The following is a 24,683-nucleotide window of genomic DNA, read 5'->3' as shown; positions in this document are numbered from 1 at the left end:
CCAGGTAATCAAAAGAGAAAATAATGAAGGAGTTTAGCGGCGGCAGGACCGCCAGACAAAATAAAAAGCCGGCGCGCGAAGGCACCGGCTGTTAATTGCCGCGCTTTTAATCAAGCGTCAGTTGCGGCACCACTTCTTTGACCTTCGCCAAGAAGTCGCTGCGATCGGAGCCGGTCAGGCCTTCAGAGCGCGGCAGCTTGGCGGTCAGCGGGTTAACGGCCTGCTGGTTGATCCAGATTTCATAATGGAGATGCGGGCCGGTGGAACGCCCGGTGTTACCGGAAAGCGCGATGCGATCGCCGCGTTTCACTTTCTGGCCCGGTTTCACCAGCAGCTTTTTCAGGTGCATATAGCGGGTGGTATAGGTGCGGCCGTGACGGATAGCGACATAATAGCCCGCCGCCCCGCTACGCTTGGCCATCACCACTTCGCCATCGCCCACCGCCAGTACCGGCGTACCCTGCGGCATCGCGAAATCGACACCTTTATGCGGTGCCACGCGCCCTGTTACCGGGTTCAGACGGCGCGGGTTGAAATTCGATGAGACGCGGAACTGACGCGACGTCGGGAAGCGCATAAAGCCTTTGGCAAGCCCTGAGCCGTTGCGGTCGTAGAATTTGCCATCTTCGGCGCGGATCGCATAATAATCTTTGCCGGAGGAACGCAGACGAACGCCGAGCAACTGGCTCTGCTCACGCTTGCCGTCGAGCATTTCGCGCGACATCAGCACCGAGAACTCATCGCCTTTTTTCAGCTTACGGAAGTCCATCTGCCACTGCATCGCTTTGATGACGGCGCTGATTTCCGCGCTGGTGAGGCCCGCCTCTTTGGCGCTGGCAACAAAGCTGCCGCCCACGGTGCCTTTCAGCACGTTGTTCACCCAGTCGCCCTGCTGCACTTCGCTACTCATTTTGAAGCCGCCTGCAGGCGTGCGGTCATAGGTGCGGGTTTCGCGGCGCGACATCTCCCAGGTCAGGCGCTGTAACTCGCCGCTGTCGGTGAGCGTCCAGGAGATCTGCTGACCGATTTTCAGATTACGCAGGTCTTTATCGACCGACGCGAGCTGGCTGATATCCCCCATGTCGATACCGTACTGGTTCAGTACGCTGCTTAAGGTATCGCCAGTGGAAACCACATATTCATGCACCCCGGCTTCACCGGCGGTTTTATCGTCAAGCTCATCCTGCGGGATAGCTTCGTCATCTTCTGGTGCGGCCTGATCGATAGGTTCGCTCGCCTCCGGCAGCAGAGAGCGGATCTCGCTCTTGCGCAGCTCGATGGTTTTTACGACGGGCGCTGATTCCGATTCGGGGTGGTAAATGTACGGCCGCCAGACGGCGACCGCGAGTGTGAGAACTGTAAGAGACCCCAGCATAACGCGATGGGGTCGTGGCAGGTTGTTAAATGCCAGGGCGACAGAGCGGGCTATCTGTTGCACGTATCCACTTCCTCGTTAATCTCCTTTCAGGCAGCTGGCATATTGGTTAGATAACTGAGTCAGAAACTGCATGTAGCTGTCCTTACCCAGGCTGACAGACGTTCCCAGCGGGTCGAGCGTTCCCATTCGAACTTTCGTACCCCTGGCAACGGCTTCAATCACCGCCGGCCTGAACTGTGGCTCAGCAAAAACGCACTCGGCTTTTTGCTCAACCAACTCTGTTCTTATTTCATGTAAACGCTGCGCACCGGGCTGGATTTCGGGATTCACGGTAAAATGGCCGAGCGATGTCAGGCCGTAATGTTTTTCGTAATAGCCGTAAGCGTCATGAAAAACGAAGTATCCTTTCCCTTTCAGCGGTGCCAGCTCGTTCGCCACCTGTTTGTCTGTCCGGGCCAGTTCGGCCTCGAAGCGCTGGAGGTTGGCGTCCAGTTTGGCTTTGCTTTGCGGCATAAGTTCCACTAATTTTTCGTGGATTGCAACCGCCGACGCCCGGGCGATTTCCGGCGACAGCCAGATGTGCATGTTATAATCGCCATGATGGTGATGTTCGTCACTTTCTGCACCCTGATGCGCATGTTCGTCATGATCATCATCGTCATCATCAGCGCCTTTCATCAGAAGCGGTTTCACAGACGCAAGCTCGCTTAGCGCCAGATTTTTTTGCGCCGGCAACGCCTTCACGGATTTATCCATAAAGGCTTCCATATCGGGCCCGATCCAGACCACTAAATCCGCTTTCTGTAAGCGTTTAACATCGGAAGGACGCAGCGCATAATCATGCTCTGAAGCACCGTCTGGCAGCAGAACTTCGGTAGGCGTGACGCCATCTGCGATGGCGGAAGCGATAAAGCCTACCGGCTTAAGCGAAGCGACTACGGCGGCCTGAGCGCTGCTGGCTGCACCACCCAGGATTGCTGCACTGAGTGCAGCGCAAAGAAGCGTATTTTTATGTAACATAATGCGACTTATCATCGTTATGAATGTTGGAAGTGTGATATTATAACATTCGAAAACTTCTGCAATCACTAAATTGCCATGACTAATCTTGTATCGCTTCAGAATGTTAGCGTCTCCTTCGGGCAACGCCGCGTTTTATCTGACATTTCTTTAACCCTCACTGGCGGACGCATCCTGACGCTGCTTGGCCCGAATGGTGCCGGAAAATCGACGCTGGTCAGAGTGGTTCTCGGGCTGGTAGCACCCGATGAAGGGGTTATCAAGCGCGAGCGCCAGCTGCGCATCGGTTATGTGCCGCAAAAGTTGCATCTCGACGCCACGCTGCCGCTCACGGTCAGTCGTTTCATGCGTCTGCGCCCCGGCACACGTAAAGCGGATATCCTGCCTGCGCTCAAGCGCGTCCAGGCCGGGCATCTTATCGACGCGCCGATGCAAAAACTCTCCGGCGGTGAAACCCAGCGCGTGCTGCTGGCGCGCGCGCTGCTGAATGCGCCGCAATTGCTGGTGCTTGATGAACCCACCCAGGGCGTGGACGTCAACGGCCAGGTGGCGCTGTATGATTTAATCAACCAGTTGCGTAATGAACTCAATTGCGGCGTGCTGATGGTGTCGCACGATTTGCATCTGGTGATGGCCAAAACAGATGAAGTGTTGTGTCTGAATCATCACATCTGCTGCTCCGGCACGCCGGAAGTGGTTTCCATGCACCCCGAATTTATCTCGATGTTTGGCCCGCGCGGCGCAGAACAGCTGGGAATTTACCGTCATCACCATAACCACCGTCACGATTTGCAGGGACGGATTATTCTGCGCAAGGGAAATGGCTCGTTATGATTGAACTTCTGCTTCCCGGCTGGATGGCTGGTATGCTGCTGGCCTGCGCCGCAGGCCCGCTGGGCTCGTTCGTGGTCTGGCGTCGGATGTCTTATTTTGGCGATACGCTGGCGCATGCCTCGCTCCTCGGCGTCGCTTTCGGGCTTCTGCTGGATGTCAACCCGTTCTACGCGGTGATTGTGGTCACGCTGCTGCTGGCGGGCGGGCTGGTCTGGCTTGAGAAGCGCCCGCATCTGGCGATAGACACGCTGCTTGGCATTATGGCGCACAGCGCGCTGTCGCTCGGTCTTGTTGTGGTGAGCCTGATGGGCAATATCCGCGTCGATTTAATGGCCTACCTGTTCGGCGATCTGCTGGCGGTGACGCCTGCCGATCTGCTCTCCGTCGGGCTGGGTGTCGCCGTCGTGCTCGGCGTGCTGTGCTGGCAGTGGCGAAATTTACTCTCCATGACCATCAGCCCCGATCTCGCCTTTGTGGACGGCGTGCCGTTACAGCGCGTCAAAATCCTGCTGATGATGGTGACGGCGCTGACGATTGGCGTGGCGATGAAGTTTGTCGGGGCGCTGATTATCACGTCACTGTTGATTATCCCGGCAGCAACCGCGCGCCGTTTTGCCCGTACGCCTGAGCAGATGGCGGGCATTGCGGTCGGACTTGGCATGGTGGCGGTCACGGGCGGTCTGACGTTCTCCGCCTTTTACGACACGCCTGCTGGCCCTTCAGTGGTGCTGTGCGCCGCGCTGCTGTTTATTTTCAGCATGGCGAAGCGTTCGCCGGCCTGACGCGGGCTGCGCGGTGAACCGGTTAACAAAAAAGCGCCCTGAGGGCGCTTTTTTTATGCATGGCTTTCGCTCACACCAGTGATGTCACGGCATCTGCGGCGGCGTAATGCCGAAATGGTTCCACGCACGGGTGGTTGCCATTCTTCCGCGCGGCGTGCGCTGCAAAAAGCCCTGCTGAATGAGGAAGGGCTCCAGCACATCTTCGATGGTTTCGCGCTCTTCGCCGATAGCGGCCGCCAGGTTGTCGAGCCCCACCGGGCCGCCAAAGAATTTGTCGATCACCGCCAGCAGCAGCTTGCGGTCCATATAGTCAAAGCCTTCGGCATCGACATTAAGCATATCCAGCGCCTGAGACGCTACGTGCTGATTGATAACGCCGTCGTGGCGCACCTCGGCGAAATCGCGCACGCGACGCAGCAGGCGGTTAGCGATACGCGGCGTGCCGCGCGAACGCTTCGCCACTTCCAGCGAGGCTTCGTCATTCATCTCAAGCCCCATATGGCGCGCGCTGCGGCTCACAATATGCTGCAAATCAGCGACCTGATAGAACTCCAGGCGCTGCACGATGCCGAAGCGGTCGCGCAGCGGTGAAGTAAGCGAGCCGGCGCGTGTCGTCGCGCCAATCAGCGTAAACGGCGGTAAATCGATTTTGATCGAGCGCGCCGCCGGGCCTTCGCCAATCATGATATCGAGCTGGTAATCTTCCATCGCCGGATAGAGCACCTCTTCGACCACGGGCGAGAGACGATGGATTTCATCGATAAACAGAACGTCGTGCGGCTCAAGGTTGGTGAGCATCGCCGCCAGATCGCCCGCCTTTTCCAGCACCGGCCCGGAGGTGGTGCGCAGGTTGACGCCCATTTCGTTGGCGACGATATTGGCGAGCGTGGTTTTCCCAAGCCCCGGCGGGCCGAAAATCAGCAGATGATCGAGCGCATCGCCGCGCAGCTTCGCCGCCTGGATAAAAATCTCCATCTGGGAACGCACCTGCGGCTGGCCGATGTACTCTTCGAGTAATTTGGGGCGAATGGCGCGATCGGCCACCTCTTCTGCCACAACGCTGCCCGGCGCCACCAGGCGGTCTGCTTCAATCATCCTCTACCTCACAATGCCGCGCGCAGCGCTTCGCGAATCAGCGTTTCGCTGCTCGCATCCGCCTGTGCGACTTTACTGACCATACGGCTGGCTTCCTGAGGTTTATAACCCAGCGACACCAGCGCGGCAACGGCTTCCGCCTCAGCGTCATCCACCGCTGGGCTTGCAGGCGACGTCAGCACCAGATCCGCCGCTGGCGTGAAGAGATCACCATGCAGGCCTTTGAAGCGGTCTTTCATCTCCACCACCAGACGTTCGGCGGTTTTCTTGCCGATGCCCGGCAGTTTGACCAGCGCGGCAGGCTCTTCGCGCTCGACCGCGTTCACGAACTGCTGGGCCGACATACCGGAGAGGATCGCCAGCGCCAGCTTCGGGCCGACGCCGTTGACCTTGATCAGCTCGCGAAAAAGCGTGCGCTCTTGTTTGTTATTAAAGCCGAACAGTAACTGCGCGTCTTCACGCACGACAAAATGGGTGAAGACCACCGCCTCTTTGCCGGTTTCCGGCAATTCATAAAAGCAGGTCATCGGCATATGGACTTCATAACCGACGCCGCCCGCCTCCAATAACACCAGCGGGGGCTGTTTTTCCAGTACGATGCCTCTGAGTCTGCCTATCACGTTGCGCTCCTGCGTGGGGCTTAAGAAAGTTGCTGGCTATAATATAAAAAAAGCTGGACAGATATCCAGTCGAGAAATCGCCGTGGCGATGAGAGAACTGACAGTTGCGAGACGTCTCGCAAAGGAACGGTAACGTCAGTTACCGTTAACGAAGCCGCCCGCGCGCCAGGTTCAGGCGCGATTCGCTGACCTGCGTCGCGTTCTGGCTGACGTGACAATGGGTAATAGCGATAGCGAGCGCATCCGCCGCATCCGCCTGCGGGTTGGCGGAGAGTTTCAGCAGCGTGCGCACCATATGCTGCACCTGGCTTTTTTCAGCGCTGCCGATGCCCACCACCGTTTGCTTCACCTGTCGCGCCGCGTACTCAAACACCGGCAGATCGTGATTCACCGCCGCGACAATCGCCGCGCCGCGCGCCTGCCCGAGTTTTAACGCCGAATCGGCGTTTTTTGCCATAAAGACCTGTTCGATGGCGAAATAGTCAGGACGAAACTGCGTGATGATTTCGCTGACGCCCGCGTAGATAAGCTTCAGGCGGGAAGGCAAATCCGTGACGCTGGTGCGGATACAGCCGCTGCCAAGATAGGTCAGCTGACGTCCGGTCTGGCGAATCACGCCGTAACCGGTGACGCGCGACCCCGGGTCGATGCCCAGAATAATACTCATGGCGCGTCTCCTGAGAAAAAGCCTGCGGGAATACAAGAAGATATCAGACTGCGGACGTGGCCGCCCGCAGTCTGAAACATGGCGGGTATCACAGGGTCGCCGCAACCTCGTCGGAGATCTCACCGTTGTGGTAAACCTCCTGCACGTCGTCGCAGTCTTCCAGCATGTCGATAAGACGCAGCAGTTTCGGCGCGGTTTCCGCGTCCATATCCGCTTTGGTGGACGGGATCATAGAGACTTCCGCGTTGTCGGCTTTAAGCCCTGCCGCTTCCAGCGCGTCACGTACCGCGCCCATCTCTTCCCAGGCGGTATAGACGTCGATAGCGCCATCGTCATAGGTCACGACATCTTCAGCGCCTGCTTCCAGCGCGGCTTCCATAATGGTGTCTTCGTCGCCCGCTTCGAAGGAGATAACGCCTTTTTTGCTGAACAGGTACGCCACGGAACCATCGGTGCCGAGGTTGCCGCCGCATTTGCTGAAGGCGTGACGCACTTCGGCAACGGTACGGTTACGGTTATCAGAGAGACATTCCACCATCACCGCGGTGCCGCCAGGGCCGTAACCTTCATAAATGATGGTTTCCATGTTCGCGTCTTCGTCACCGCCAACGCCGCGCGCGATAGCGCGGTTCAGGGTGTCGCGCGTCATGTTATTGGACAGCGCTTTATCGATAGCCGCGCGCAGACGCGGGTTAGAGCCCGGATCGCCGCCGCCCAGACGCGCCGCGGTCACCAGCTCGCGAATAATTTTAGTGAAGATTTTACCGCGTTTGGCATCCTGTGCCGCTTTGCGGTGTTTGGTGTTGGCCCATTTACTATGACCTGCCATAAAAATATCTCCAGAAAGCGCGCCTTTTCAGGCGGCGTTAATAACAAATTCTTCAATCGCCTGCCGGTTGCTCCAGGACTTGGTGAGCGCGGCCGCCTCGGGGGCGTCCACCCAGCGGTAGGTCAGGTGTTCAGTGAACACGATCTCCCGCTCCGTCGGCAGCGCCAGACAGAACCAGGACTCCGTATTACGCATAATCCCCGGCGCATAGCGATGACGTAAATGACTGAAAATTTCAAACTCCACCGTGCGCTGACAGTCCATCAAGGTCAGTTGCTCTGAAGCAACGTCAATGGAGACCTCTTCCTTTACTTCGCGCGCGGCGGCCTGCGGCGCGGTTTCCCCCTCTTCCAGGCTGCCGGTGACCGACTGCCAGAAATCAGGATCGTCGCGCCGCTGCAACATGAGCACCCGTTTCGTATCCTCGGCGTAAATCACCACCAGCACAGAAACAGGGCGCTTATAATGCATATTACTTATTCTCCGGCGACGCTTTTTTCACAACTTCGATGCCCAGCTCAGCCAGCGCCGTCGGGTTCGCGAAGCTCGGCGCTTCGGTCATCAGACAGGCGGCCGCCGTGGTTTTCGGGAAGGCGATGACATCGCGAATGTTATCCGTGCCGGTCAGCAGCATGGTCAGACGGTCAAGGCCGAACGCCAGGCCCGCGTGCGGCGGCGTACCGAATTTCAGCGCGTCCAGCAGGAAGCCGAACTTCTCGCGCTGCTCGTGCTCATTGATGCCCAGAATGCCAAACACAGTCTGCTGCATTTCGCCACGGTGGATACGCACCGAGCCGCCGCCCACTTCATAACCGTTGATAACCATATCGTAGGCGTTCGCCACCGCGTCTTCAGGCGCTGCTTTCAGTTCTTCCGCGGTCATGTCTTTCGGCGCGGTAAACGGATGGTGCATCGCGCTCAGGCCGCCTTCGCCGTCGTCTTCAAACATCGGGAAGTCGATAACCCACAGCGGCGCCCATTTGGCTTCGTCGGTCAGGCTCAGGTCTTTACCGAGCTTCAGGCGCAGCGCGCCCAGCGCGTCGGCGACCACTTTTTTGTTGTCGGCGCCGAAGAAAATCATGTCGCCATCCTGCGCGCCGGTGCGCTCAAGGATAGCTTCAACGATCTCCGCGTTCAGGAATTTAGCGACCGGGCTGTTAATGCCGTCGAGGCCCTTCGCGCGCTCGTTGACTTTGATATACGCAAGCCCTTTAGCCCCGTAAATTTTGACGAAGTTGCCGTAGTCGTCAATCTGCTTGCGGCTGAGCTGGGCACCGCCCGGTACGCGCAGCGCGGCGACGCGGCCTTTCGGATCGTTAGCCGGGCCTGCGAAAACCGCGAACTCTACGGTTTTCAGCAGATCGGCCACGTCCACCAGCTCCATCGGGTTACGCAGATCCGGTTTATCGGAGCCGTAGCGGCGCTCGGCTTCGGCGAAGGTCATGACCGGGAACTCGCCCAGATCCACGCCTTTGACTTCCAGCCACAGTTGACGGATCAGTTTTTCCATCACTTCACGCACCTGCGGCGCGGTCATGAAGGAGGTTTCGACGTCGATCTGGGTGAATTCAGGCTGACGGTCAGCGCGCAGGTCTTCGTCGCGGAAGCATTTAACGATCTGATAGTAGCGATCGAAGCCGGACATCATCAGCAGCTGTTTGAAAAGCTGCGGAGACTGCGGCAGCGCGTAGAACTTGCCTTTATGCACGCGAGACGGCACGAGATAGTCGCGCGCGCCTTCCGGCGTGGCTTTGGTCAGCATCGGGGTTTCGATGTCGAGGAAGCCGTGGTCATCCATAAAGCGGCGCACGAAGCTTGTGATTTTCGCGCGGGTTTTCAGGCGCTGGGCCATTTCCGGGCGACGCAGGTCGAGATAGCGGTATTTCAGACGCGCTTCTTCGCTGTTGACCTGATTGGAGTCGAGCGGCAGCGGCTCGGCGCGGTTGATGATGGTCAGTTCGGTGGCGAACACTTCCACTTCGCCGGTCGCCATATCGCGGTTGACGTTTTTCTCGTCGCGCGCGCGCACGGTCCCGGTGATTTGAATGCAGAACTCATTACGCAGTTCAGAGGCGAGGCTGAAGGCGTCGGCGCGATCCGGGTCGAAAAACACCTGAACGATGCCTTCACGATCGCGCATGTCGATAAAAATCAGACTGCCGAGATCGCGACGACGGTTGACCCAACCACACAGAGTCACTTGCTGTCCGACGTGGGACAGATTGAGCTGCCCGCAATATTCTGTACGCATGAGATATCCCTTAATTTAGCCGCAGGCCGTTTGTCGCCTGCCCTGCAGGCACCACTGTCGCAGCTTTGGCTGAATGTCACTACTGGATGAAAAAAGGGGGCTATTATACTGGAAATTCCGCGCCGCGATAAGCCCGAAGCCGCGCGCCCGCGCGATTGCTATGCGTAAACTAGCGCTTCTCACAAAATTTAACAAAAATAGACAACCGTCCGGCTCACGACGCCAGTAAGGTACTCATCCAAAACCAACAATCAAGGGGAGTATCTATGTTAACGCTTAATCCCGCGACGACCGCGCTGGTGGTCATTGATTTACAGGAAGGGATCCTGCCCTTTGCCGGCGGCCCGCACAGCGCCGACGACGTTGTGGCCCGCGCCGCAAGGCTTGCAGAGAAATGCCGCGCGGTCGGCGCGCCGGTCGTCATGGTGCGTGTCGGCTGGTCGAAAGATTTCAGTGAAGCGTTGAAGCAGCCTGTCGACGCGCCGATTGCCGGGCATACGTTGCCGGACGAGTGGTGGCACTATCCGGTGGCGCTTGGCAAACGCGACACCGACATCGAAGTGACCAAACGCCAGTGGGGCGCCTTCTACGGCACCGATCTGGAGCTACAATTACGTCGTCGCGGCATCACGACGATTATTCTGTGCGGCATCTCCACCAACATCGGCGTGGAATCCACCGCGCGCAACGCCTGGGAGATGGGCTTTGAGCTGGTGGTCGCCGAAGACGCCTGCTCCGCCGCCGACGCCGACCAGCACAACGGCAGCATGACGCATATTTTCCCGCGCCTCGGACGGGTGCGTTCCACTGAGGAGATCCTCGCAGCCCTATGATTTATCTTGGTCTGCCGCAATGGTCGCACCCGAAATGGGTGCGGCTTGGCATTACATCGCTTGAGGATTACGCCCGCCACTTTAACTGTGTCGAAGGCAACACCACGCTGTACGCGCTGCCGAAGGCGGAGATCGTCGAGCGCTGGCACGCGCAGACCCACGATGATTTCCGCTTCTGTTTTAAATTCCCGGCCACCATTTCGCATAACGCCGCGCTGCGCCACTGCGACGATTTAACCGCCGAGTTTTTCGCGCGCATGGCACCGCTGGAAGGCCGTATCGGCCAGTACTGGCTGCAACTGCCCGCGGCGTTCGGCCCGCGCGATCTGCCTGCGTTATGGGCGTTTCTCGACGCTCTGCCGGGCAGCTTTACGTATGGCGTGGAAGTGCGCCACCCCGATTTCTTCGCCAAAGGCGAGGCGGAGTTGTCGCTCAACCGCGGGCTTATCGCGCGCGGCGTTAACCGCGTGATGCTCGACAGCCGTCCGGTACATGCCGCCCTTCCGCACAGCCCGGCGGTCATCGACGCGCAGCGGAAAAAACCCAAAGTGCCGGTGCATGCGCTCGTCACGGCGCAGCATCCAATGGTGCGATTTATCGGCAGCGACGATATGGCGCAAAACGCGGAATTTTTCGTGGTCTGGCTTGCCAAACTCGCGCAGTGGCAGCAGACCACGACGCCTTATCTCTTTCTTCACACGCCGGATATCGAACATGCGCCGGAGCTGGTGCATACGCTCTGGCCCGGGCTTCGCGAGGCGCTGCCGACGCTTGGCGACGCACCCGCCATCCCGCACCAGGACACCCTCTTTTAGGGCAGCGACAACCGGGCCGCGCCACGCTATCATAAAGGCGCCATTAACAGCGTTAAACGGAGTTTCTATGGTAAGCGCGCTTTATGCGGTTCTGGGTGCGTTGTTGTTGATGAAGTTCTCTTTCGATGTGGTTCGTCTGCGCATGCAGTACCGCGTCGCCTATGGCGATGGCGGTTTCAGCGAGCTGCAAAGCGCTATCCGCATTCACGGCAACGCGGTGGAGTATCTGCCCATCGGCCTGTTACTGCTGCTGTTTATGGAGATGAACGGCGCGCAGAACTGGATGCTGCACGTCTGCGGCCTGTTGCTGCTGGTTGGTCGTCTGATGCATTACTACGGCTATCATCATCGCCTGTTGCGCTGGCGGCGTAGCGGCATGAGCGCGACCTATATCGCCCTGCTGATGATGGTGCTGGCCAACATCTGGTATATGCCCTGGGAGTTGGTTTTCTCGTTTCATTAGCGCAAAATACGCCCCTTTCGTTTTCCCCAGGATTTACGCTATGTCAAATCGCGACACGCTGTTCTCCGCGCCCATCGCCCGTCTGGGCGACTGGACTTTCGATGAGCGGGTGGCTGAAGTCTTCCCCGATATGATCCAGCGTTCCGTGCCGGGCTACTCCAATATCATCTCTATGATTGGCATGCTGGCGGAGCGCTTTGTCCAGCCCGCAAGCCAGGTTTACGACCTCGGCTGTTCGCTCGGCGCCGCCACGCTCTCGGTGCGCCGCAACGTGCATCACGACGGCTGCAAAATCATCGCGGTGGATAATTCGCCCGCCATGGTGGAGCGCTGCCGCCGCCATATTGACGCGTTCAAAGCGCAAACGCCGGTCGAGGTGATTGAGGACGATATCCGCAATATCACCATTGAGAACGCCTCTATGGTGGTGCTGAACTTCACGCTTCAGTTCCTGAACCCGGACGACCGCCAGCTGCTGCTCAATAACATCTATCAGGGCCTGAACCCTGGCGGCGCGCTGGTGCTGTCGGAGAAATTCAGCTTTGAAGACAGCGTGCTGGGCGAACTGCTGTTCAATATGCATCACGATTTCAAACGCGCGAACGGCTACAGCGAGCTGGAGATCAGCCAGAAGCGCAGCATGCTGGAAAACGTGATGCTTACCGATTCCGTGGAAACCCACAAAGCGCGCCTGCGTAAGGCCGGGTTTGAACACAGCGAACTGTGGTTCCAGTGCTTTAACTTCGGCTCGCTGGTGGCGGTGAAAGGCGGGAGCGCGGCATGATCGATTTCGGCAAATTTTATCAGCAGATCGCCTGCGGGCCGCTTGCCCACTGGCTGGAAACGCTGCCCGCTCAGGTCGCCGCCTGGCAGCGCGACGCCCTGCACGGCCAGTTTAAGCAGTGGAAAAATTCCCTCGATAATCTGCCTGCGCTGGTGCCGGATCAGCTTGATCTGCTGCACAGCGTCAGCGCGCAGCGTGCTGAGCCGCTCAGCGATGGCCAGCGCAAGCGCATCGAACAGCTGCTGCGCACGCTGATGCCGTGGCGTAAAGGGCCGTTCTCGCTCTACGGTATCGACATCGACACCGAGTGGCGCTCCGATCTCAAATGGGACCGCGTGCTGCCGCATATCACGCCGCTTGCCGGGCGCACCATTCTGGATGTCGGCTGCGGCAGCGGTTATCACCTGTGGCGTATGGTCGGCGCGGGCGCGCAGCTCGCGGTCGGCATCGACCCGACGCAGCTTTTCCTGTGCCAGTTTGAGGCGGTGCGTAAGCTTTTAGGCGGTGACAATCGCGCCCACGTGCTGCCGCTTGGCATTGAGCAGATACCCGCGCTGAACGCGTTCGACACCGTCTTTTCGATGGGCGTGCTTTACCACCGCCGCTCGCCACTGGAGCACCTCTGGCAGCTTAAAGATCAGCTGGTGAAAGACGGCGAACTGGTGCTGGAAACGCTGGTGGTGGAAGGCGATGAAAACACCGTGCTGGTACCGGGCGAGCGCTACGCCCAGATGCGCAACGTCTACTTTATTCCCTCCGCGCCCGCGCTGAAAAACTGGCTGGAGAAGTGCGGTTTTGTGGATGTGAAAATCGCCGATTTCTCGGTCACGACGGTGGAAGAGCAGCGCCGCACCGCCTGGATGGAAACGGAGTCGCTGGCGGATTTCCTCGATCCCCATGACGCCACCAAAACCCGCGAAGGCTACCCCGCCCCGCTGCGCGCCGTGCTGGTTGCACGCAAACCCTGATGTATTCTCCCGCACCTGACGTGCGGGAGACGTTTTTTACTTCGGAATACGCAACACCTGGCCCGGATAGATTTTTTCCGGGCTGGTCAGCATCGGTTTATTGGCTTCAAAGATTTTAGGGTATTGATTCGCATCGCCATAAACTTCTTTCGAGATAGCGCTGAGGGTGTCGCCTTTTTTCACCGTGTAGAACTGGCTTTCCGGTGCCGGGGTCGCCACCGCGACGTTGTCATCGACATGCCCGATGCCCGCGATGTTGCCGACGGCCACCAGGATTTTCTCTTTCGCTTCCTGGCTTAAGCCTTGCCCGGTCACGGTCGCTTTGCCGTCATCCACCTGCACCTGAACTTTATCGGCATCCGGAATACCGGTTTTCTTGAGGTGTTCCTGCACTTTGGCGTTCTGTGCCGCCGCGTCGTTATGCCCGGAAACGCTGTCCCAGATTTTTTCGCCCGCTTCTTTTACAAAATTCAGTAAGCCCATAGTTCCTCCTCAACATAAACAATTACCTGAGAAGTCTGGCAAATAAATCGCAAAATAAGCCAGGCGGCAGCACGCCGGTTGCCTGAAAAGCGAACAGCCCGGCGAGGCCGGGCTATCGCAGCGCAGGTCGTTTTGAGTATCACGCTTGCAACAACGCGCGCACGCCGGTGACGATGGCGAAAAACAGCAGCGCCAGCAGGACAAGCTTCAGACGTCCGCCGCGCAGAGGCGCACGTTTCTGGCGAAACCGCCGCAGCGCGCCGGGATAACGCCAGAGATCGGTCCAGGCCAGCAGCAGCGTCACGACCACGAAAATCCACATCGCCAGCCTGCCGCAGACCAGCGCGATAACGACGCTCACTACGCAAAACGGGATCACATGCGCGAACAGCCGCCAGCGCTTGCGCCGCCGGGAGTAGATAAACCGCGGCAGCAGCCGCTCGCTCAGCGCTGCGTCTCTGTCCAGGAACGGCCGGGCCAGTCCCCGCCATAAAACCAGCGGGAAGATGCCCACCACCATTGCCACCACGGGCGCCACCAGCACACGGAGCACCACGCCCAACGGGGTGATGCTGCCGTCATACACCGCGGGCAGCATCCAGCCAAACGTCGCCATCATCATGCCAACCAGCCAGAGGCTACGCATCATCGGTCCGTGCGCTTCATTAAGTTTGTGGTACGTCTGTTGCCACGCGTGGATATCCGCGCCCGCAAAGCGCGGGATGAGCGCCGGATGGCCAATTTCCAGCTGGTCGGTGAGCCGGCCACAGGCCTGCCAGTCTTCATCGGTGTAATCGAGACCGGCCAGCATACGAGCGTCTTCATCCTGCACGCGCAATACCATCTGCGCCGCCCGGTGCGCCGGGCTGTCCTCTGCCGCGTCGCGCTTTGCCGTAAGCTCAACAAAAAGCGCTTCTTCTTCGTCGCGGGCGATAACCTGCGCCCACAAGTCCGGCAGATCTGGCCGCTCGCCGCGCGTTTCATCCCAGTGAAACAGCCTGCAAAGTGCGGCAAAGCGCTCTGGCGACCACTCAGGCTGCGCATCCAGCAGCGACAGCGCAAGGCGCTGCAACTGGCGCTGTCCGTCATAGCTTTGCAGCCACGGGGAATTCGCCAGCGCGCGCAGGCAGGCCTGATAGCGGGCATCGTTCCCCTCTTCCAGCACCGCGCGCATCTCTTCGGCGTAAGGGGTGAGCAGCACATGGCGTAACCGGTTCTGCTGCGATTCGTCAGTCGCCACGCGCTGGCCCGGCGTCAGCCACTCAAAGCACGCCTGCGCCTGTGCGACGAAGGCGTATTCGTCAGGCGCGAGATGCCACAGACAGCGCGTCAGGACCGCCTCTTCAAATTCGCGCGACTCCCCCATCGCGCGCGCCTCCAGCCAGCGGACGTTGAGATTTTCCTCGTTTAACCCGTCGAGCAACGCCGTCGTGCGTGGCGGCGTGTACAACGGTGCGGGAGGTGCTGGCGCGCTTTCCGCTGGCGCAGGTTCGGGCTCGTTTACAGGCTGCGCCTGTAGCGGGTCATCAATTTGCCTGTACGCGTCTGGCGCGACAGCCGCTATGTCGTTGTCGTCATCGTGCTCATCGTCATCGCCGAATGCGTCGTCATCGCCGTCCGCCACGCCGCGACGCGCCTGTTCCAGCGCCGTTTCGTAGGCATCTCGCAGTTGCTGAAAGCCTTGCGGATCGTCATCCGGGCGACACCCTTTCAGAAGCCTGGCGTAGGCACGTTTGATGGCGCGCTCGTCCGCGCCGGGCTCAAGCCCGAGGATCTCCAGTGCGCGCATCAGAAAAGCCACATCCCGGCTTCGATTGCGTTGCCTGCTGCGTTATTTCCTGACGGGCTTTATCGATGCGCGCGTCGTCCTGGCTCTCCAGCGCCTGCTGGAAGCGCGCCCCGAGATAGCTAATCTCCTCGCGTATCTCGCCAGTGGTCTCCTGATACAGTCGGTCGAGACGCGCCATCAGATGCGTGTTGGGCTGGCGTTCGCGCGGGTGAATTTTCAGCGCGCTCAGTTGCGCCAGCCGTTCGGCAATCTCTTGCGGCGTTAGCATGCCAGGGTTGTTTTCTATAATGAGCTGATGGCGCTCGCCGGTGAGCGGTACCGTGACTTCGGCTTCCAGAATACCGTTGATGTCATAGGTGAACCGCACGTCCAGCGACACCTCGCCCGCCGGTCTCGGCGGCACCGGCACGCGCATTTTGCCAAGCGCAATGTTGTCTTTCACCAGACGGCTTTCGCCCTGGTAAAGCGTAAACTCTACCATCGTCTGATTATCGGCAAGCGTACAGACTGTTTTTACCCGGCTCACCGGCACCACCACGTTGCGCTCAATCACCGGCAGATAGTGACCGTCGTCAAGATGACGGCCAAAGGCTTTGACGGTTTCAATGCCAAGCGTATAAGGGCAGACATCCGTCAGCACCACTTCTTCCAGCGCCGCGTCGCGTTTTTTCAGCGCCGCCTGCACGGCCGCACCAAGCGCGACCGCCTCGTCAGGATTTATCGACACCGACGGGAAGCGGCCAAACAGCCCGGCGGCCAGGCGGCGTACCAGAGGCATACGGCTCGCACCGCCGACCAGCAGGATCTCGTCAAGATCCGCAACGCGAATGCGGGCATCGCGCAGCGCGCGCTCAATGGGCAGGCGCAGGCGGGTAAGGAGCGGCGCGAAAATATCGTTCAGCTCGCCCTGATGAAAGTCCTGGCTCCAGGTCTGGTCTTCAGCACGCAGCGTAAAAGTGGCGACAGGGCGATCGCCAAGCGCATGGCGCACCCGCTCGGCCTCGCGACGCAGGGCATGCGTGTGCGCCGCCGGGTCGGGCAGGCCGCCTGCCACCATCTGGCGCGCCACGAAGGCGTCAATCAGCGCCTGATCGAAATCTTCGCCGCCGAGAAAGTTATCGCCGGCGCTGGCGCGTACTTCCATCACGCCTTCGAACAGCTCCAGCACCGAAACGTCAAACGTGCCGCCGCCGAGATCGAACACCAGAAAGGTGCCCTCTTCTGCGCCGCGATGCAGGCCGTAAGCCAGCGCCGCCGCGGTCGGTTCATTAATCAGTTTTTCAACGTGAAGCCCGGCCAGTTCGCCCGCGACACGCGTGGCTTTACGCTGGGCATCGCTGAAATACGCCGGCACGCTTATCACCGCTTCGGTGACCGTCTCGCCGCAGGCGCGCTCGATATCTTCTTTCAGGCTTTTTAAAACCAGCGCCGAGAGTTCTTCAGCGCGGAACAGTTTGCCCCCGAGCCGGACGGTCCAGGCGGTGCCCATATGCCGTTTGAAAAGTGCGGTGGTGAGATGCGGATGCGTGTGCAGACGCTCGCGGGCGGCTTTGCCGACCAGCACGCGCCCTTCGTCATCAAGGCCGACGACGCTCGGCGTGAGACATTCGCCCAGCGCGTTAGCGATAAGCCGCGGATTGCCCTCCTGCCAGACGGCAGCGAGGCTATTGGTGGTACCGAGATCGATGCCGACGATCATCCTGCTCTCCCTTTACAGGTCTGCGAAAGACGCTGACGATGCGTGGCATCTTCTCTGAGCGGCCCGGTAAAGACAAGACAGTGACCAGATTTGGTAGGAGCGCGTGGGCATAAAAAAAGCCCCGGCAAAAGACCGGGGCCTGGTACGAGCAAGCATCATATTGGGCGACATGATGCGCGGTAAAAACTGAGGGCAAAAATCATTGCACTGACGTAAGCGCCGCCTTCATGGCGGCTACCGCGTCGCCATCCACCTGGTAACGGGAGTATTCGTCAACGCTTGCGTCCGATGACATCGAGACGCCGGTATTGCGATAACGCATGGGAGAGGCTACATGGATGCCCGCCGAGCTGTGAAGCTCGTCTATCCCCTGCGCCAGGAACAGGTTGAGGTTGCTAAGCCGTACCCCTGCACCGGCCATAATGATTGGAGCACGGGATTTCTGCTTTAGTTCCGTAATTAATGAAATTCCTTTTTCCGCGCTCGCCTGCTGGCCCGAAGTGAGGATGCGCGCCACGCCGAGATCGGTTAATTCTTCCAGCGCTTTCAATGGGCTGGCGCACATGTCGAAGGCGCGATGAAATGTCACCGCCATGCCGTCGGCGGCGCGCATTATTTTATGCATTCGGGCCAGATCCACCCCGCCGTCCTCATTCAGCACGCCCGTCACAAGCCCCGGAAAGCCCAGTTCACGGATAAACGCGATATCGTCCAGCATCGCCGCAAACTCGCTCTCGTTGTAGCAAAAATCGCCGCCGCGCGGGCGCACGATAGGATGAACGGGGATCGTTATCTGCGCACGCACGCCTTTGAGCACGCCCGCTGACGGCGTCAGGCCGCCCTCGTTAACCGCCGAACACAGCTCAATGCGGTCAGCGCCCGCCGCCTGTGCGGTCATTGCGCAGGCCTGGCTGTAACAGCAGATTTCCAGTAACGCCATGGGTAACTCCCTGTAAATGAAAGTAGTGGTCAGCTGTGGGCAAACGTCTTAGTCTGAAAACCCCTTAGCCGCAGGACAACGTATCATGGCATTCAATTTCGACGAAGAGATCAACCGCCGTCACAGCGACAGCATTAAGTGGAACGCCCATGACGAATCGGTATTGCCGATGTGGGTGGCCGACACCGATTTTCGCTCGCCCGCCTGTATTACGGATGCGCTGATAGCGCGCGTGCAGCACGGCGTGTTTGGCTACGGCGCGCATCCGCAGGGGCTGGCTGAAGCCTTTATTGAATGGTGCCAGCGTCGCTACCAGTGGCGCGTTGAACCGGAGTGGCTGGTCTTTTTGCCAGGGATTGTGGCGGGGCTTAATCTCTCGGTGCGCGCGTTTACCTCGCCGGAAGAAACCACGGTTGCGCCCACGCCGATTTACCCGCCGTTTCGCAAATCCGCCGCCCTTGCCGGTCGCGCGCAGCGTAACGCGCCGTTGCAGCCGCGCGGCGAACGGCTGGTGCTGGATCTGGAAAGCCTGCGCCCGCAGCTTACCGGGCGCGAAAAGCTCCTGATGCTCTGTAACCCGCAAAATCCTGGCGGCACCGCATACCGCCGTGACGAACTCGAAGCGCAGCTCGCGTTTGCGCAGGAGCATGACCTTATCGTCTGTTCTGATGAAATCCACTGCGATCTGATCCTCACGCCCGGCGTGCAGCATATCCCGTTCGCCTCGCTCAGCGAGGACGCCGCGCGGCGCTCCATCACGCTGATGTCGCCGTCGAAAACGTTTAATATCGCCGGGCTTGGCGCGTCGGTGGCGGTGATCCCGGATGCCGCGCTGCGCCAGCGTTTTTGCGCCGCGCGTGAAGGCATTGTGCCGCATGTGGACGTACTGGCGCTGACGGCCGCCGAAGCGGCATGGCGCGGCGGTGAGCCGTGGCTTACTGAGCAAATTGCGTATCTGCGCCGCAACCGCGACCGGCTATACGCCGCCATTAGCGGGCTGTCGGGGCTTGAGATGGTAGTGCCGGAGGCGACGTATCTGGCGTGGGTGGATGCGTCCGGACTTGGCGTTGAGAACCCGACGCGCTTCTTTAAGCGCCAGGGGCTCGGCTTCTCCCCCGGCGCGGATTTCGGCGCGCCGCAACACGTGCGGATTAACTTCGGCTGCACCGCCGCCACGCTGGAGACGGCCATTGCGCGTCTGACACAGGCGGTCAGTGCGGCGAACGTCAGGGCTTAAACACCGCCCTCACGCAGCCGTCCTCTTTGTTTTTAAACATTTCATAGCCACGCGGCGCGTCTTCCAGCGAGAAACGGTGCGTGGCGAGGAAATCGGTGCGCAGTTCGCCGCGGGAGGCGTGATCCAGCAGGCGTTTCATATAGGCCTGGCCGTGCTGCTGGGCGGTGCGAATGGTTAAGCCTTTATTCATCGCCACGCCGAGCGGGAATTTATCCATCATGCCGTAAACGCCGAGAATGGCGAGCGTGCCGCCTTTTCGGCAGGCGCGGATCGCCTGACGCAGCGCGGCGCCAATATCAGTGTGCATTTTGAGCGCCTGTTTGGTGCGGTCATAGGCATATTCCAGCCCTTCGCCGTGCGCCTCCATCCCAACCGCGTCAATGCAGCTGTCCGGGCCGCGGCCGCCGGTTATCTCAAGCAACGCTTCGTAAATATCCACGTTCGTGTAATCCAGCGGAATAGCACCCACGATGTCGCGCGCCATCGCCAGCCGCTCCGGGAAACGGTCAATGGCAATGACTCTTTCAGCGCCCAGCAGGAACGCGCTCTGGGCCGCCATCAGCCCGACACCGCCGCAGCCCCATACCGCCACCGTGTCGCCGGGGTGAATATTGCAAAAATCCGCGCCCATATAGCCTGTCGGCGCGGCGTCAGAGAGAAACAGTGCCTGCTCGTCAGAGACATTTTCCGGCACGATAAAGCAGTCGTTATCGGCGAACGGCACACGCACATATTCGGCGTGCGACCCGGCATAGCCGCCGAACGCATGGCTGTAGGCGTAAATTCCTGCCGTCGGGTAGCCGAGGATTTTTTCCTGCAGATGCGCGTTCGGGTTGGTGTTATCGCAACACGAAGTCAGGCCGTGATTACAGTACCAGCAGGAGCCGCACGAGATAAACGACGGCACCACGACGCGGTCGCCGCGGCGGATGTTTTTCACCTCCGGGCCCACTTCCACCACTTCGCCCATAAATTCATGGCCGAGGATATCGCCCTCTTCCATGCTCGGAATAAGTCCGTCGATGACGTGTAAATCGGAGCCGCAGGTCGTGGTCAGGCCCACTTTAAGGATCACATCATGCGGATTGACGATAGTCGGATCGCCCACGGTCTCGACGCGCAGATCGTTGACGCCGTTCCAGCAGAGTGCTCGCATCGGTTATTCCTCCACCTTGTCCATACCGCCGTGACGGCCCGCCGGTTGCGGTTTATTGGTCGCGATTTCGCCCGTCTCGGCGAGGCTTTTAAAACGCCGCAGCGCCTGGCTCAGCATCGCCTCCGGCACCAGATCGATTTTTTTCGACAACCACTCGCCAAAAAAGCCGCCGGGAGGATCGAAATGCAGCGAAAGCGTCACTTCCGTGCCGCGCTCCTCGGAGATATGACGAAACGTCAGCCTGCCGGCGTTCGGCACGGTGGCCTTTTTCTCAGACGCCCAGCTGATGTAATGGCCGCGCTCTTCATCGGTGATATAGGCATCCCACTCAACGGTTTTGCCAAGCGGCATTCGCACGGCCCAGTGGGACGCGGTGTTGCTGAGAATGGTAATGTGGGCGAAATGTCCCATGATGCGTGGCAGGGTAGACGGCGCGCGCCATAAATCAAACAGCTCCTCGGCGGAGCGATGGATAAGCAGGGAGCGGCGCAGCCCAGGCTCATCACGGTTAATCCAGAGATCGGTACGTTTTACGGTTTGTTGCATGAGTCTCTCCCATCGGGTCGAAAACAGGCGTCGGGTCTCTCCTTACTCTTCATGCGGGGGCGTGCGGGAAATGGTCCCCTGAATACTATAGACAAAAAAAGGGGCCAGACTTTGCGCCAGTCTGGCCCCGTGTGTGACAGCGAACCGTTACTGCTGCTCGCTTGCGACGATCTCTTCGATGGAATACGGATGGAATTTGATGGTGACGATGCGGTCGGTGACGGCGAGCGTCGGGTTCGGCAACCGCTCATGCTCACCTGCAGGTGAACTGGTTTTCACCGAAATATCCGGTGCCATCAGCCCTTCGTCGCCCAGCAGCGCCAGCGCGCGCTGGTTGAGCGATTCCGGCGCGCCGGGCAGCACGATTTCAATATGTTCCCAGCCTTCATGCGGGTAGCGTTTTTCGCCAGGCCACGGCAGTTCGACAATCGTAAAGCGCCACGGCCCGACGCAGACCGGCTCATCAAGGCGAAAAAGGCAGATGGGGCGGCCATTAATGATGTTTTCGCTAAGCAGCGTGCCGCACTGCTCAAACCCTTTACGCCAGCGCTCGGCGGTCGCGTTCTGGTGGCAGCGCAGCGAAATATGATCGGCGTGCAGGCCTTTTATATCGAGCGCGAGACGCCCGGCGAGCGTCTGTAACGCCGCTTCAAAACGCGGCAGATCCGCGCGGATATCCTGGAGTTCTTCTGGTGTGTGCCAGTGGGTCATTGGCTTTTCCCGTACGGTGACAAAGGCGCTAATCTACCCTGTTTGACGCCCGCGCTCCAGCACGTACCACCCTGCCCGCCGGTGCTGACGCCGCCGCCTAAATGCAGTATACTTTTGCCCTCTTTTTTCTTAAGACCGCACGCTGCCGCCTTCGACTGGCAGCGTTATTAACGTAAGGTATCCCGGTGAATATTCAGGCTCTTCTCTCAGAAAAAGTCAGTCAGGCGCTGATTGCCGCAGGTGCGCCTGCGGATTGCGAACCGCAGGTTCGTCAGTCAGCCAAAGCGCAGTTCGGCGACTATCAGGCTAACGGCGTGATGGCTATCGCGAAAAAACTGGGCATGCCGCCGCGACAATTCGCCGAGCAGGCACTGGCCCATCTGGATCTCACCGGGATCGCCGCGAAGACCGAAATCGCAGGCCCTGGCTTTATCAATATTTTCCTCGATCCGGCATTCCTTGCGAAAAACATCGAGGCGGCTGTCGCCTCCGATCGCGCGGGCGTGGAAAAAGTCAGCGCGCCGCAGACCATCGTGGTGGATTACTCCGCACCAAACGTTGCTAAAGAGATGCACGTGGGCCACGTTCGCTCCACCATTATCGGTGATGCGTCCGTTCGTACTCTGGAGTTTCTCGGCCACAAAGTTATTCGCGCCAACCACGTCGGCGACTGGGGCACCCAGTTCGGTATGCTGATTGCTTATCTTGAGAAACAGCAGCAGGAAAATGCCGGCGAGATGGCGCTCTCGGATCTCGAAGGGTTCTATCGCGAAGCCAAAAAGCATTACGACGAAGATGAAGCGTTCGCCGAGCGCGCGCGCAGCTACGTGGTGAAACTGCAGGGCGGCGATGAATATTGCCGCGAGATGTGGCGCAAGCTCGTTGACATCACCATGACGCAGAATCAGATAACCTATCAGCGTCTTAATGTCACCCTGACGCGCGACGACGTGATGGGCGAGAGCCTTTACAACCCGATGCTGCCTGGCATTGTCGCCGATCTGAAAGCCAAAGGTCTGGCGGTGGAGAGCGAAGGCGCTACCGTGGTCTTCCTGGACGAGTTCAAAAATAAAGAAGGCGAGCCGATGGGCGTCATCATCCAGAAAAAGGATGGCGGCTACCTCTACACCACAACCGATATCGCCTGCGCGAAGTACCGCTACGAAACGCTGCATGCCGACCGCGTGCTCTACTACATCGACTCCCGTCAGCACCAGCATCTGATGCAGGCGTGGACCATCGTGCGTAAAGCGGGCTACGTGCCCGAATCTGTCCCGCTGGAGCACCACATGTTCGGCATGATGCTTGGCAAAGATGGCAAACCGTTTAAAACCCGCGCGGGCGGCACCATTAAGCTGTCCGAACTGCTGGACGAAGCGCTGGATCGCGCACGTCGCCTGGTTGCCGGCAAAAACCCAGATATGCCGGCCGACGAACTGGAGAAACTGGCGAACGCCGTCGGCATCGGCGCGGTGAAGTATGCGGATCTCTCGAAGAGCCGCACCACCGATTACATTTTCGACTGGGATAACATGCTGGCCTTCGAAGGCAACACTGCGCCGTATATGCAGTACGCCTATACCCGCGTGCTGTCGGTCTTCCGCAAAGCGGGCGTTAAAGAGAGTGAACTGACGGCACCGGTGGTGATTCAGGACGACCGCGAAGCACAGCTCGCCGCGCGCCTGTTGCAGTTCGAAGAGACGCTGGGCGTGGTGGCTCGTGACGGTACGCCGCACGTTATGTGCGCGTATCTCTACGATCTGGCGGGTCTGTTCTCCGGCTTCTACGAGCACTGCCCTATTCTCACCGCTGAAACCGACGCGCTGCGCCAGAGCCGCCTGAAGCTGGCGCTGCTGACCGCGAAAACGCTGAAGCTCGGTCTGGATACGCTCGGTATCGAAACCGTCGAACGCATGTAAACCCCGTTCTCACGCGTAAAAAAGGCCCGTCACTGACGGGCCTTTTTATTAGCGCTTTGCAGCGGCTTAATATTTTTGCGGGAGCTTGCCGATGGTGATCAAGCGGCCACGCTGGATTTCGATATACCCGCCTTTGCGTAACTCCTGAATGACTTTCATCACATAGCTTTTTGATAAATTGGTGGTACTGGTAATGTACTGGCTTGCGTTTATATTGATGCGCGACTCCAGCGGCATTTCGCCAAGCGTAATGAGTGATTTCCGCACCAGCATATACGAGTCGGCGGCGTAGAAATGGTAATTTTTCCAGAGCAGAACATGATAATAAAACGAGATAACATGACTCAGTTCCTTCCAGAGTTTTTGCTCTTCAATAACAGCAAGAAAATCAGCACGACTGATCCTTTTTACAAGACTGTCTTCTTTTATTATTAATCAAAAATGTTCAAACCGGGCATTATTAGGTTGCAATGAAATACCAAAAATATTCGGTCGATTCGTTTCAAAGAAAATGAGGTTATCCCAATCCCGCGTCAGAGCAAGGCTGCCTGACAACAGAATATTTACAGACTCTTCATTTTGCGCCAGGCACGAGCCGCGCGGATATTCTTTAATCGTACCGTGACAATGAAAGGCGTTAATCAGCGCATTAATCTGAGCGTCCGGCCGTGGGGGTAAAGGATAGTGGTTCATTTATATGATCCATCAGAATTAACGGCTTCGCAGATCGGTGATCCCTGCCGGCAGCACTCCGGAATTCAGGCAGATATGCGAATGCATTATCAATTGTGCAACCGCGTAGCCAGACGAAACCGTACCTTCATGTCTGATTAATACCTTAGAGACATTAAGGCGACAGAACGA

The 24,683-nt window shown here is 58.9% G+C and carries 24 protein-coding genes and 1 pseudogene; 9 read left to right on the top strand and 16 right to left on the bottom strand.

Annotation, left to right across the window (positions count from 1 at the left end; genetic code table 11):
- Positions 1-106: 106 nt before the first annotated feature.
- Both mepM and znuA read right to left on the bottom strand, forming a co-directional pair.
- A complete protein-coding gene (gene mepM, locus CSK29544_RS13305) occupies positions 107-1,438 on the bottom strand; it encodes a murein DD-endopeptidase MepM (RefSeq protein WP_007850827.1) in 1,332 nt (443 codons plus the stop codon).
- Between the two features lie 15 nt (positions 1,439-1,453).
- Entirely contained in the window at positions 1,454-2,398 is a 945-nt protein-coding gene (gene znuA / locus CSK29544_RS13300) for a zinc ABC transporter substrate-binding protein ZnuA (RefSeq protein WP_038860116.1), read from the bottom strand.
- Between the two features lie 78 nt (positions 2,399-2,476).
- On the opposite strand from znuA, the gene znuC reads away from it, so the two are divergent.
- Entirely contained in the window at positions 2,477-3,232 is a 756-nt protein-coding gene (gene znuC, locus CSK29544_RS13295; protein WP_007868653.1) for a zinc ABC transporter ATP-binding protein ZnuC, read from the top strand.
- Positions 3,229-4,014, top strand: coding sequence for a zinc ABC transporter permease subunit ZnuB (gene znuB / locus CSK29544_RS13290; protein WP_007900722.1), 786 nt, complete (start codon positions 3,229-3,231; stop codon positions 4,012-4,014). Before znuC ends, znuB begins: the two co-directional genes overlap by 4 nt.
- Positions 4,015-4,098: 84 nt before the next feature.
- Here znuB and ruvB read toward each other — a convergent pair whose 3' ends face one another.
- The 6 genes from ruvB to aspS form a co-directional block, all read right to left on the bottom strand.
- Positions 4,099-5,109, bottom strand: a complete 1,011-nt coding sequence (gene ruvB, locus CSK29544_RS13285; RefSeq protein WP_004384825.1) for a Holliday junction branch migration DNA helicase RuvB — start codon at positions 5,107-5,109, stop codon at positions 4,099-4,101.
- An 8-nt stretch (positions 5,110-5,117) separates the two neighbouring features.
- The gene (gene ruvA, locus CSK29544_RS13280) at positions 5,118-5,729 is read right to left on the bottom strand and encodes a Holliday junction branch migration protein RuvA (protein WP_004384824.1); all 612 of its coding nucleotides are present in this window, start codon (positions 5,727-5,729) and stop codon (positions 5,118-5,120) included.
- 145 nt (positions 5,730-5,874) lie between these two features.
- Positions 5,875-6,396, bottom strand: coding sequence for a crossover junction endodeoxyribonuclease RuvC (gene ruvC / locus CSK29544_RS13275; protein WP_007900724.1), 522 nt, complete (start codon positions 6,394-6,396; stop codon positions 5,875-5,877).
- 88 nt (positions 6,397-6,484) lie between these two features.
- A complete protein-coding gene (locus tag CSK29544_RS13270; protein WP_004384823.1) occupies positions 6,485-7,225 on the bottom strand; it encodes a YebC/PmpR family DNA-binding transcriptional regulator in 741 nt (246 codons plus the stop codon).
- Positions 7,226-7,252: 27 nt separating this feature from the next.
- On the bottom strand, positions 7,253-7,696 hold the full coding sequence (nudB, locus tag CSK29544_RS13265) for a dihydroneopterin triphosphate diphosphatase (RefSeq protein ID WP_007900726.1): 444 nt from the start codon (positions 7,694-7,696) through the stop codon (positions 7,253-7,255).
- Position 7,697: 1 nt separating this feature from the next.
- Positions 7,698-9,476 (bottom strand): aspartate--tRNA ligase, encoded by a 1,779-nt coding sequence (gene aspS / locus CSK29544_RS13260; RefSeq protein ID WP_007900728.1) that lies wholly within the window; start codon positions 9,474-9,476, stop codon positions 7,698-7,700.
- 266 nt (positions 9,477-9,742) lie between these two features.
- Between aspS and CSK29544_RS13255 the strand changes: the two genes are divergently transcribed.
- From CSK29544_RS13255 to cmoB, 5 genes are all read left to right on the top strand, one after another.
- Positions 9,743-10,309, top strand: coding sequence for a hydrolase (locus CSK29544_RS13255; RefSeq protein ID WP_004386303.1), 567 nt, complete (start codon positions 9,743-9,745; stop codon positions 10,307-10,309).
- Positions 10,306-11,124, top strand: coding sequence for a DUF72 domain-containing protein (locus CSK29544_RS13250; RefSeq protein WP_007900730.1), 819 nt, complete (start codon positions 10,306-10,308; stop codon positions 11,122-11,124). The genes CSK29544_RS13255 and CSK29544_RS13250 overlap by 4 nt, the downstream gene beginning before the upstream one ends.
- 67 nt (positions 11,125-11,191) lie before the next feature.
- The gene (locus CSK29544_RS13245; protein ID WP_004386301.1) at positions 11,192-11,587 is read left to right on the top strand and encodes an MAPEG family protein; all 396 of its coding nucleotides are present in this window, start codon (positions 11,192-11,194) and stop codon (positions 11,585-11,587) included.
- A 40-nt stretch (positions 11,588-11,627) separates the two neighbouring features.
- Entirely contained in the window at positions 11,628-12,371 is a 744-nt protein-coding gene (gene cmoA / locus CSK29544_RS13240; RefSeq protein WP_007900732.1) for a carboxy-S-adenosyl-L-methionine synthase CmoA, read from the top strand.
- A complete protein-coding gene (cmoB, locus tag CSK29544_RS13235; RefSeq protein WP_029039197.1) occupies positions 12,368-13,339 on the top strand; it encodes a tRNA 5-methoxyuridine(34)/uridine 5-oxyacetic acid(34) synthase CmoB in 972 nt (323 codons plus the stop codon). The genes cmoA and cmoB overlap by 4 nt, the downstream gene beginning before the upstream one ends.
- A gap of 36 nt (positions 13,340-13,375) precedes the next feature.
- Here the strand turns inward: cmoB and lysM are convergent, their stop codons facing one another.
- The 4 genes from lysM to cutC form a co-directional block, all read right to left on the bottom strand.
- Positions 13,376-13,822 carry a peptidoglycan-binding protein LysM gene (gene lysM / locus CSK29544_RS13230; protein ID WP_004386298.1) on the bottom strand — a complete coding sequence of 149 codons (447 nt, stop codon included), beginning with the start codon at positions 13,820-13,822 and terminating at the stop codon, positions 13,376-13,378.
- 139 nt (positions 13,823-13,961) lie between these two features.
- Positions 13,962-15,611 carry a J domain-containing protein gene (locus CSK29544_RS13225; RefSeq protein WP_029039198.1) on the bottom strand — a complete coding sequence of 550 codons (1,650 nt, stop codon included), beginning with the start codon at positions 15,609-15,611 and terminating at the stop codon, positions 13,962-13,964.
- Positions 15,583-17,310, bottom strand: coding sequence for an Hsp70 family protein (locus tag CSK29544_RS13220; protein ID WP_007900745.1), 1,728 nt, complete (start codon positions 17,308-17,310; stop codon positions 15,583-15,585). Before CSK29544_RS13220 ends, CSK29544_RS13225 begins: the two co-directional genes overlap by 29 nt.
- Positions 17,311-17,509: 199 nt before the next feature.
- A complete protein-coding gene (cutC, locus tag CSK29544_RS13215) occupies positions 17,510-18,250 on the bottom strand; it encodes a copper homeostasis protein CutC (RefSeq protein ID WP_007900746.1) in 741 nt (246 codons plus the stop codon).
- A gap of 85 nt (positions 18,251-18,335) precedes the next feature.
- Between cutC and CSK29544_RS13210 the strand changes: the two genes are divergently transcribed.
- The gene (locus CSK29544_RS13210) at positions 18,336-19,487 is read left to right on the top strand and encodes a MalY/PatB family protein (protein ID WP_029039199.1); all 1,152 of its coding nucleotides are present in this window, start codon (positions 18,336-18,338) and stop codon (positions 19,485-19,487) included.
- Here the strand turns inward: CSK29544_RS13210 and CSK29544_RS13205 are convergent.
- From CSK29544_RS13205 to CSK29544_RS13195, 3 genes are all read right to left on the bottom strand, one after another.
- Positions 19,477-20,643 (bottom strand): zinc-dependent alcohol dehydrogenase, encoded by a 1,167-nt coding sequence (locus CSK29544_RS13205; protein ID WP_007900750.1) that lies wholly within the window; start codon positions 20,641-20,643, stop codon positions 19,477-19,479. The two genes, CSK29544_RS13210 and CSK29544_RS13205, sit on opposite strands and share 11 nt — an antisense overlap.
- 3 nt (positions 20,644-20,646) lie before the next feature.
- Entirely contained in the window at positions 20,647-21,189 is a 543-nt protein-coding gene (locus CSK29544_RS13200; RefSeq protein ID WP_007900753.1) for an SRPBCC family protein, read from the bottom strand.
- A 147-nt stretch (positions 21,190-21,336) separates the two neighbouring features.
- Complete coding sequence (locus CSK29544_RS13195; RefSeq protein WP_007900757.1) at positions 21,337-21,900, bottom strand: VOC family protein; 564 nt, start codon at positions 21,898-21,900, stop codon at positions 21,337-21,339.
- Positions 21,901-22,085: 185 nt separating this feature from the next.
- On the opposite strand from CSK29544_RS13195, the gene argS reads away from it, so the two are divergent.
- Positions 22,086-23,819, top strand: a complete 1,734-nt coding sequence (gene argS, locus CSK29544_RS13190) for an arginine--tRNA ligase (RefSeq protein ID WP_004387403.1) — start codon at positions 22,086-22,088, stop codon at positions 23,817-23,819.
- Positions 23,820-23,885: 66 nt separating this feature from the next.
- Here the strand turns inward: argS and CSK29544_RS13185 are convergent.
- Positions 23,886-24,512 (bottom strand): annotated as a pseudogene (locus tag CSK29544_RS13185) (helix-turn-helix domain-containing protein).
- Positions 24,513-24,683 lie beyond the last annotated feature (171 nt).

Source organism: Cronobacter sakazakii (genome assembly GCF_000982825.1).
In the GTDB taxonomy this organism is placed as follows: Bacteria; Pseudomonadota; Gammaproteobacteria; order Enterobacterales; family Enterobacteriaceae; genus Cronobacter; species Cronobacter sakazakii.
The sequence above is the reverse complement of the archived record's forward strand: the minus strand, read 5'-3'. Positions and strand labels throughout refer to the sequence as shown.

Bases quoted from the DNA above. Each gene is read 5' to 3' on its own strand.
- ruvB (WP_004384825.1), bottom strand. From the start codon at position 5,109: ATGATTGAAGCAGACCGCCTGGTGGCGCCGGGCAGCGTTGTGGCAGAA.
- CSK29544_RS13210 (WP_029039199.1), top strand. From the start codon at position 18,336: ATGGCATTCAATTTCGACGAAGAGATCAACCGCCGTCACAGCGACAGC.
- znuC (WP_007868653.1), top strand. From the start codon at position 2,477: ATGACTAATCTTGTATCGCTTCAGAATGTTAGCGTCTCCTTCGGGCAA.
- CSK29544_RS13270 (WP_004384823.1), bottom strand. From the start codon at position 7,225: ATGGCAGGTCATAGTAAATGGGCCAACACCAAACACCGCAAAGCGGCA.
- CSK29544_RS13200 (WP_007900753.1), bottom strand. From the start codon at position 21,189: ATGCAACAAACCGTAAAACGTACCGATCTCTGGATTAACCGTGATGAG.
- CSK29544_RS13220 (WP_007900745.1), bottom strand. From the start codon at position 17,310: ATGATCGTCGGCATCGATCTCGGTACCACCAATAGCCTCGCTGCCGTC.
- cmoB (WP_029039197.1), top strand. From the start codon at position 12,368: ATGATCGATTTCGGCAAATTTTATCAGCAGATCGCCTGCGGGCCGCTT.
- lysM (WP_004386298.1), bottom strand. From the start codon at position 13,822: ATGGGCTTACTGAATTTTGTAAAAGAAGCGGGCGAAAAAATCTGGGAC.
- nudB (WP_007900726.1), bottom strand. From the start codon at position 7,696: ATGCATTATAAGCGCCCTGTTTCTGTGCTGGTGGTGATTTACGCCGAG.
- CSK29544_RS13250 (WP_007900730.1), top strand. From the start codon at position 10,306: ATGATTTATCTTGGTCTGCCGCAATGGTCGCACCCGAAATGGGTGCGG.
- znuA (WP_038860116.1), bottom strand. From the start codon at position 2,398: ATGTTACATAAAAATACGCTTCTTTGCGCTGCACTCAGTGCAGCAATC.
- cutC (WP_007900746.1), bottom strand. From the start codon at position 18,250: ATGGCGTTACTGGAAATCTGCTGTTACAGCCAGGCCTGCGCAATGACC.
- CSK29544_RS13245 (WP_004386301.1), top strand. From the start codon at position 11,192: ATGGTAAGCGCGCTTTATGCGGTTCTGGGTGCGTTGTTGTTGATGAAG.
- CSK29544_RS13255 (WP_004386303.1), top strand. From the start codon at position 9,743: ATGTTAACGCTTAATCCCGCGACGACCGCGCTGGTGGTCATTGATTTA.
- znuB (WP_007900722.1), top strand. From the start codon at position 3,229: ATGATTGAACTTCTGCTTCCCGGCTGGATGGCTGGTATGCTGCTGGCC.
- CSK29544_RS13205 (WP_007900750.1), bottom strand. From the start codon at position 20,643: ATGCGAGCACTCTGCTGGAACGGCGTCAACGATCTGCGCGTCGAGACC.
- cmoA (WP_007900732.1), top strand. From the start codon at position 11,628: ATGTCAAATCGCGACACGCTGTTCTCCGCGCCCATCGCCCGTCTGGGC.
- CSK29544_RS13195 (WP_007900757.1), bottom strand. From the start codon at position 21,900: ATGACCCACTGGCACACACCAGAAGAACTCCAGGATATCCGCGCGGAT.
- CSK29544_RS13225 (WP_029039198.1), bottom strand. From the start codon at position 15,611: ATGCGCGCACTGGAGATCCTCGGGCTTGAGCCCGGCGCGGACGAGCGC.
- aspS (WP_007900728.1), bottom strand. From the start codon at position 9,476: ATGCGTACAGAATATTGCGGGCAGCTCAATCTGTCCCACGTCGGACAG.
- ruvC (WP_007900724.1), bottom strand. From the start codon at position 6,396: ATGAGTATTATTCTGGGCATCGACCCGGGGTCGCGCGTCACCGGTTAC.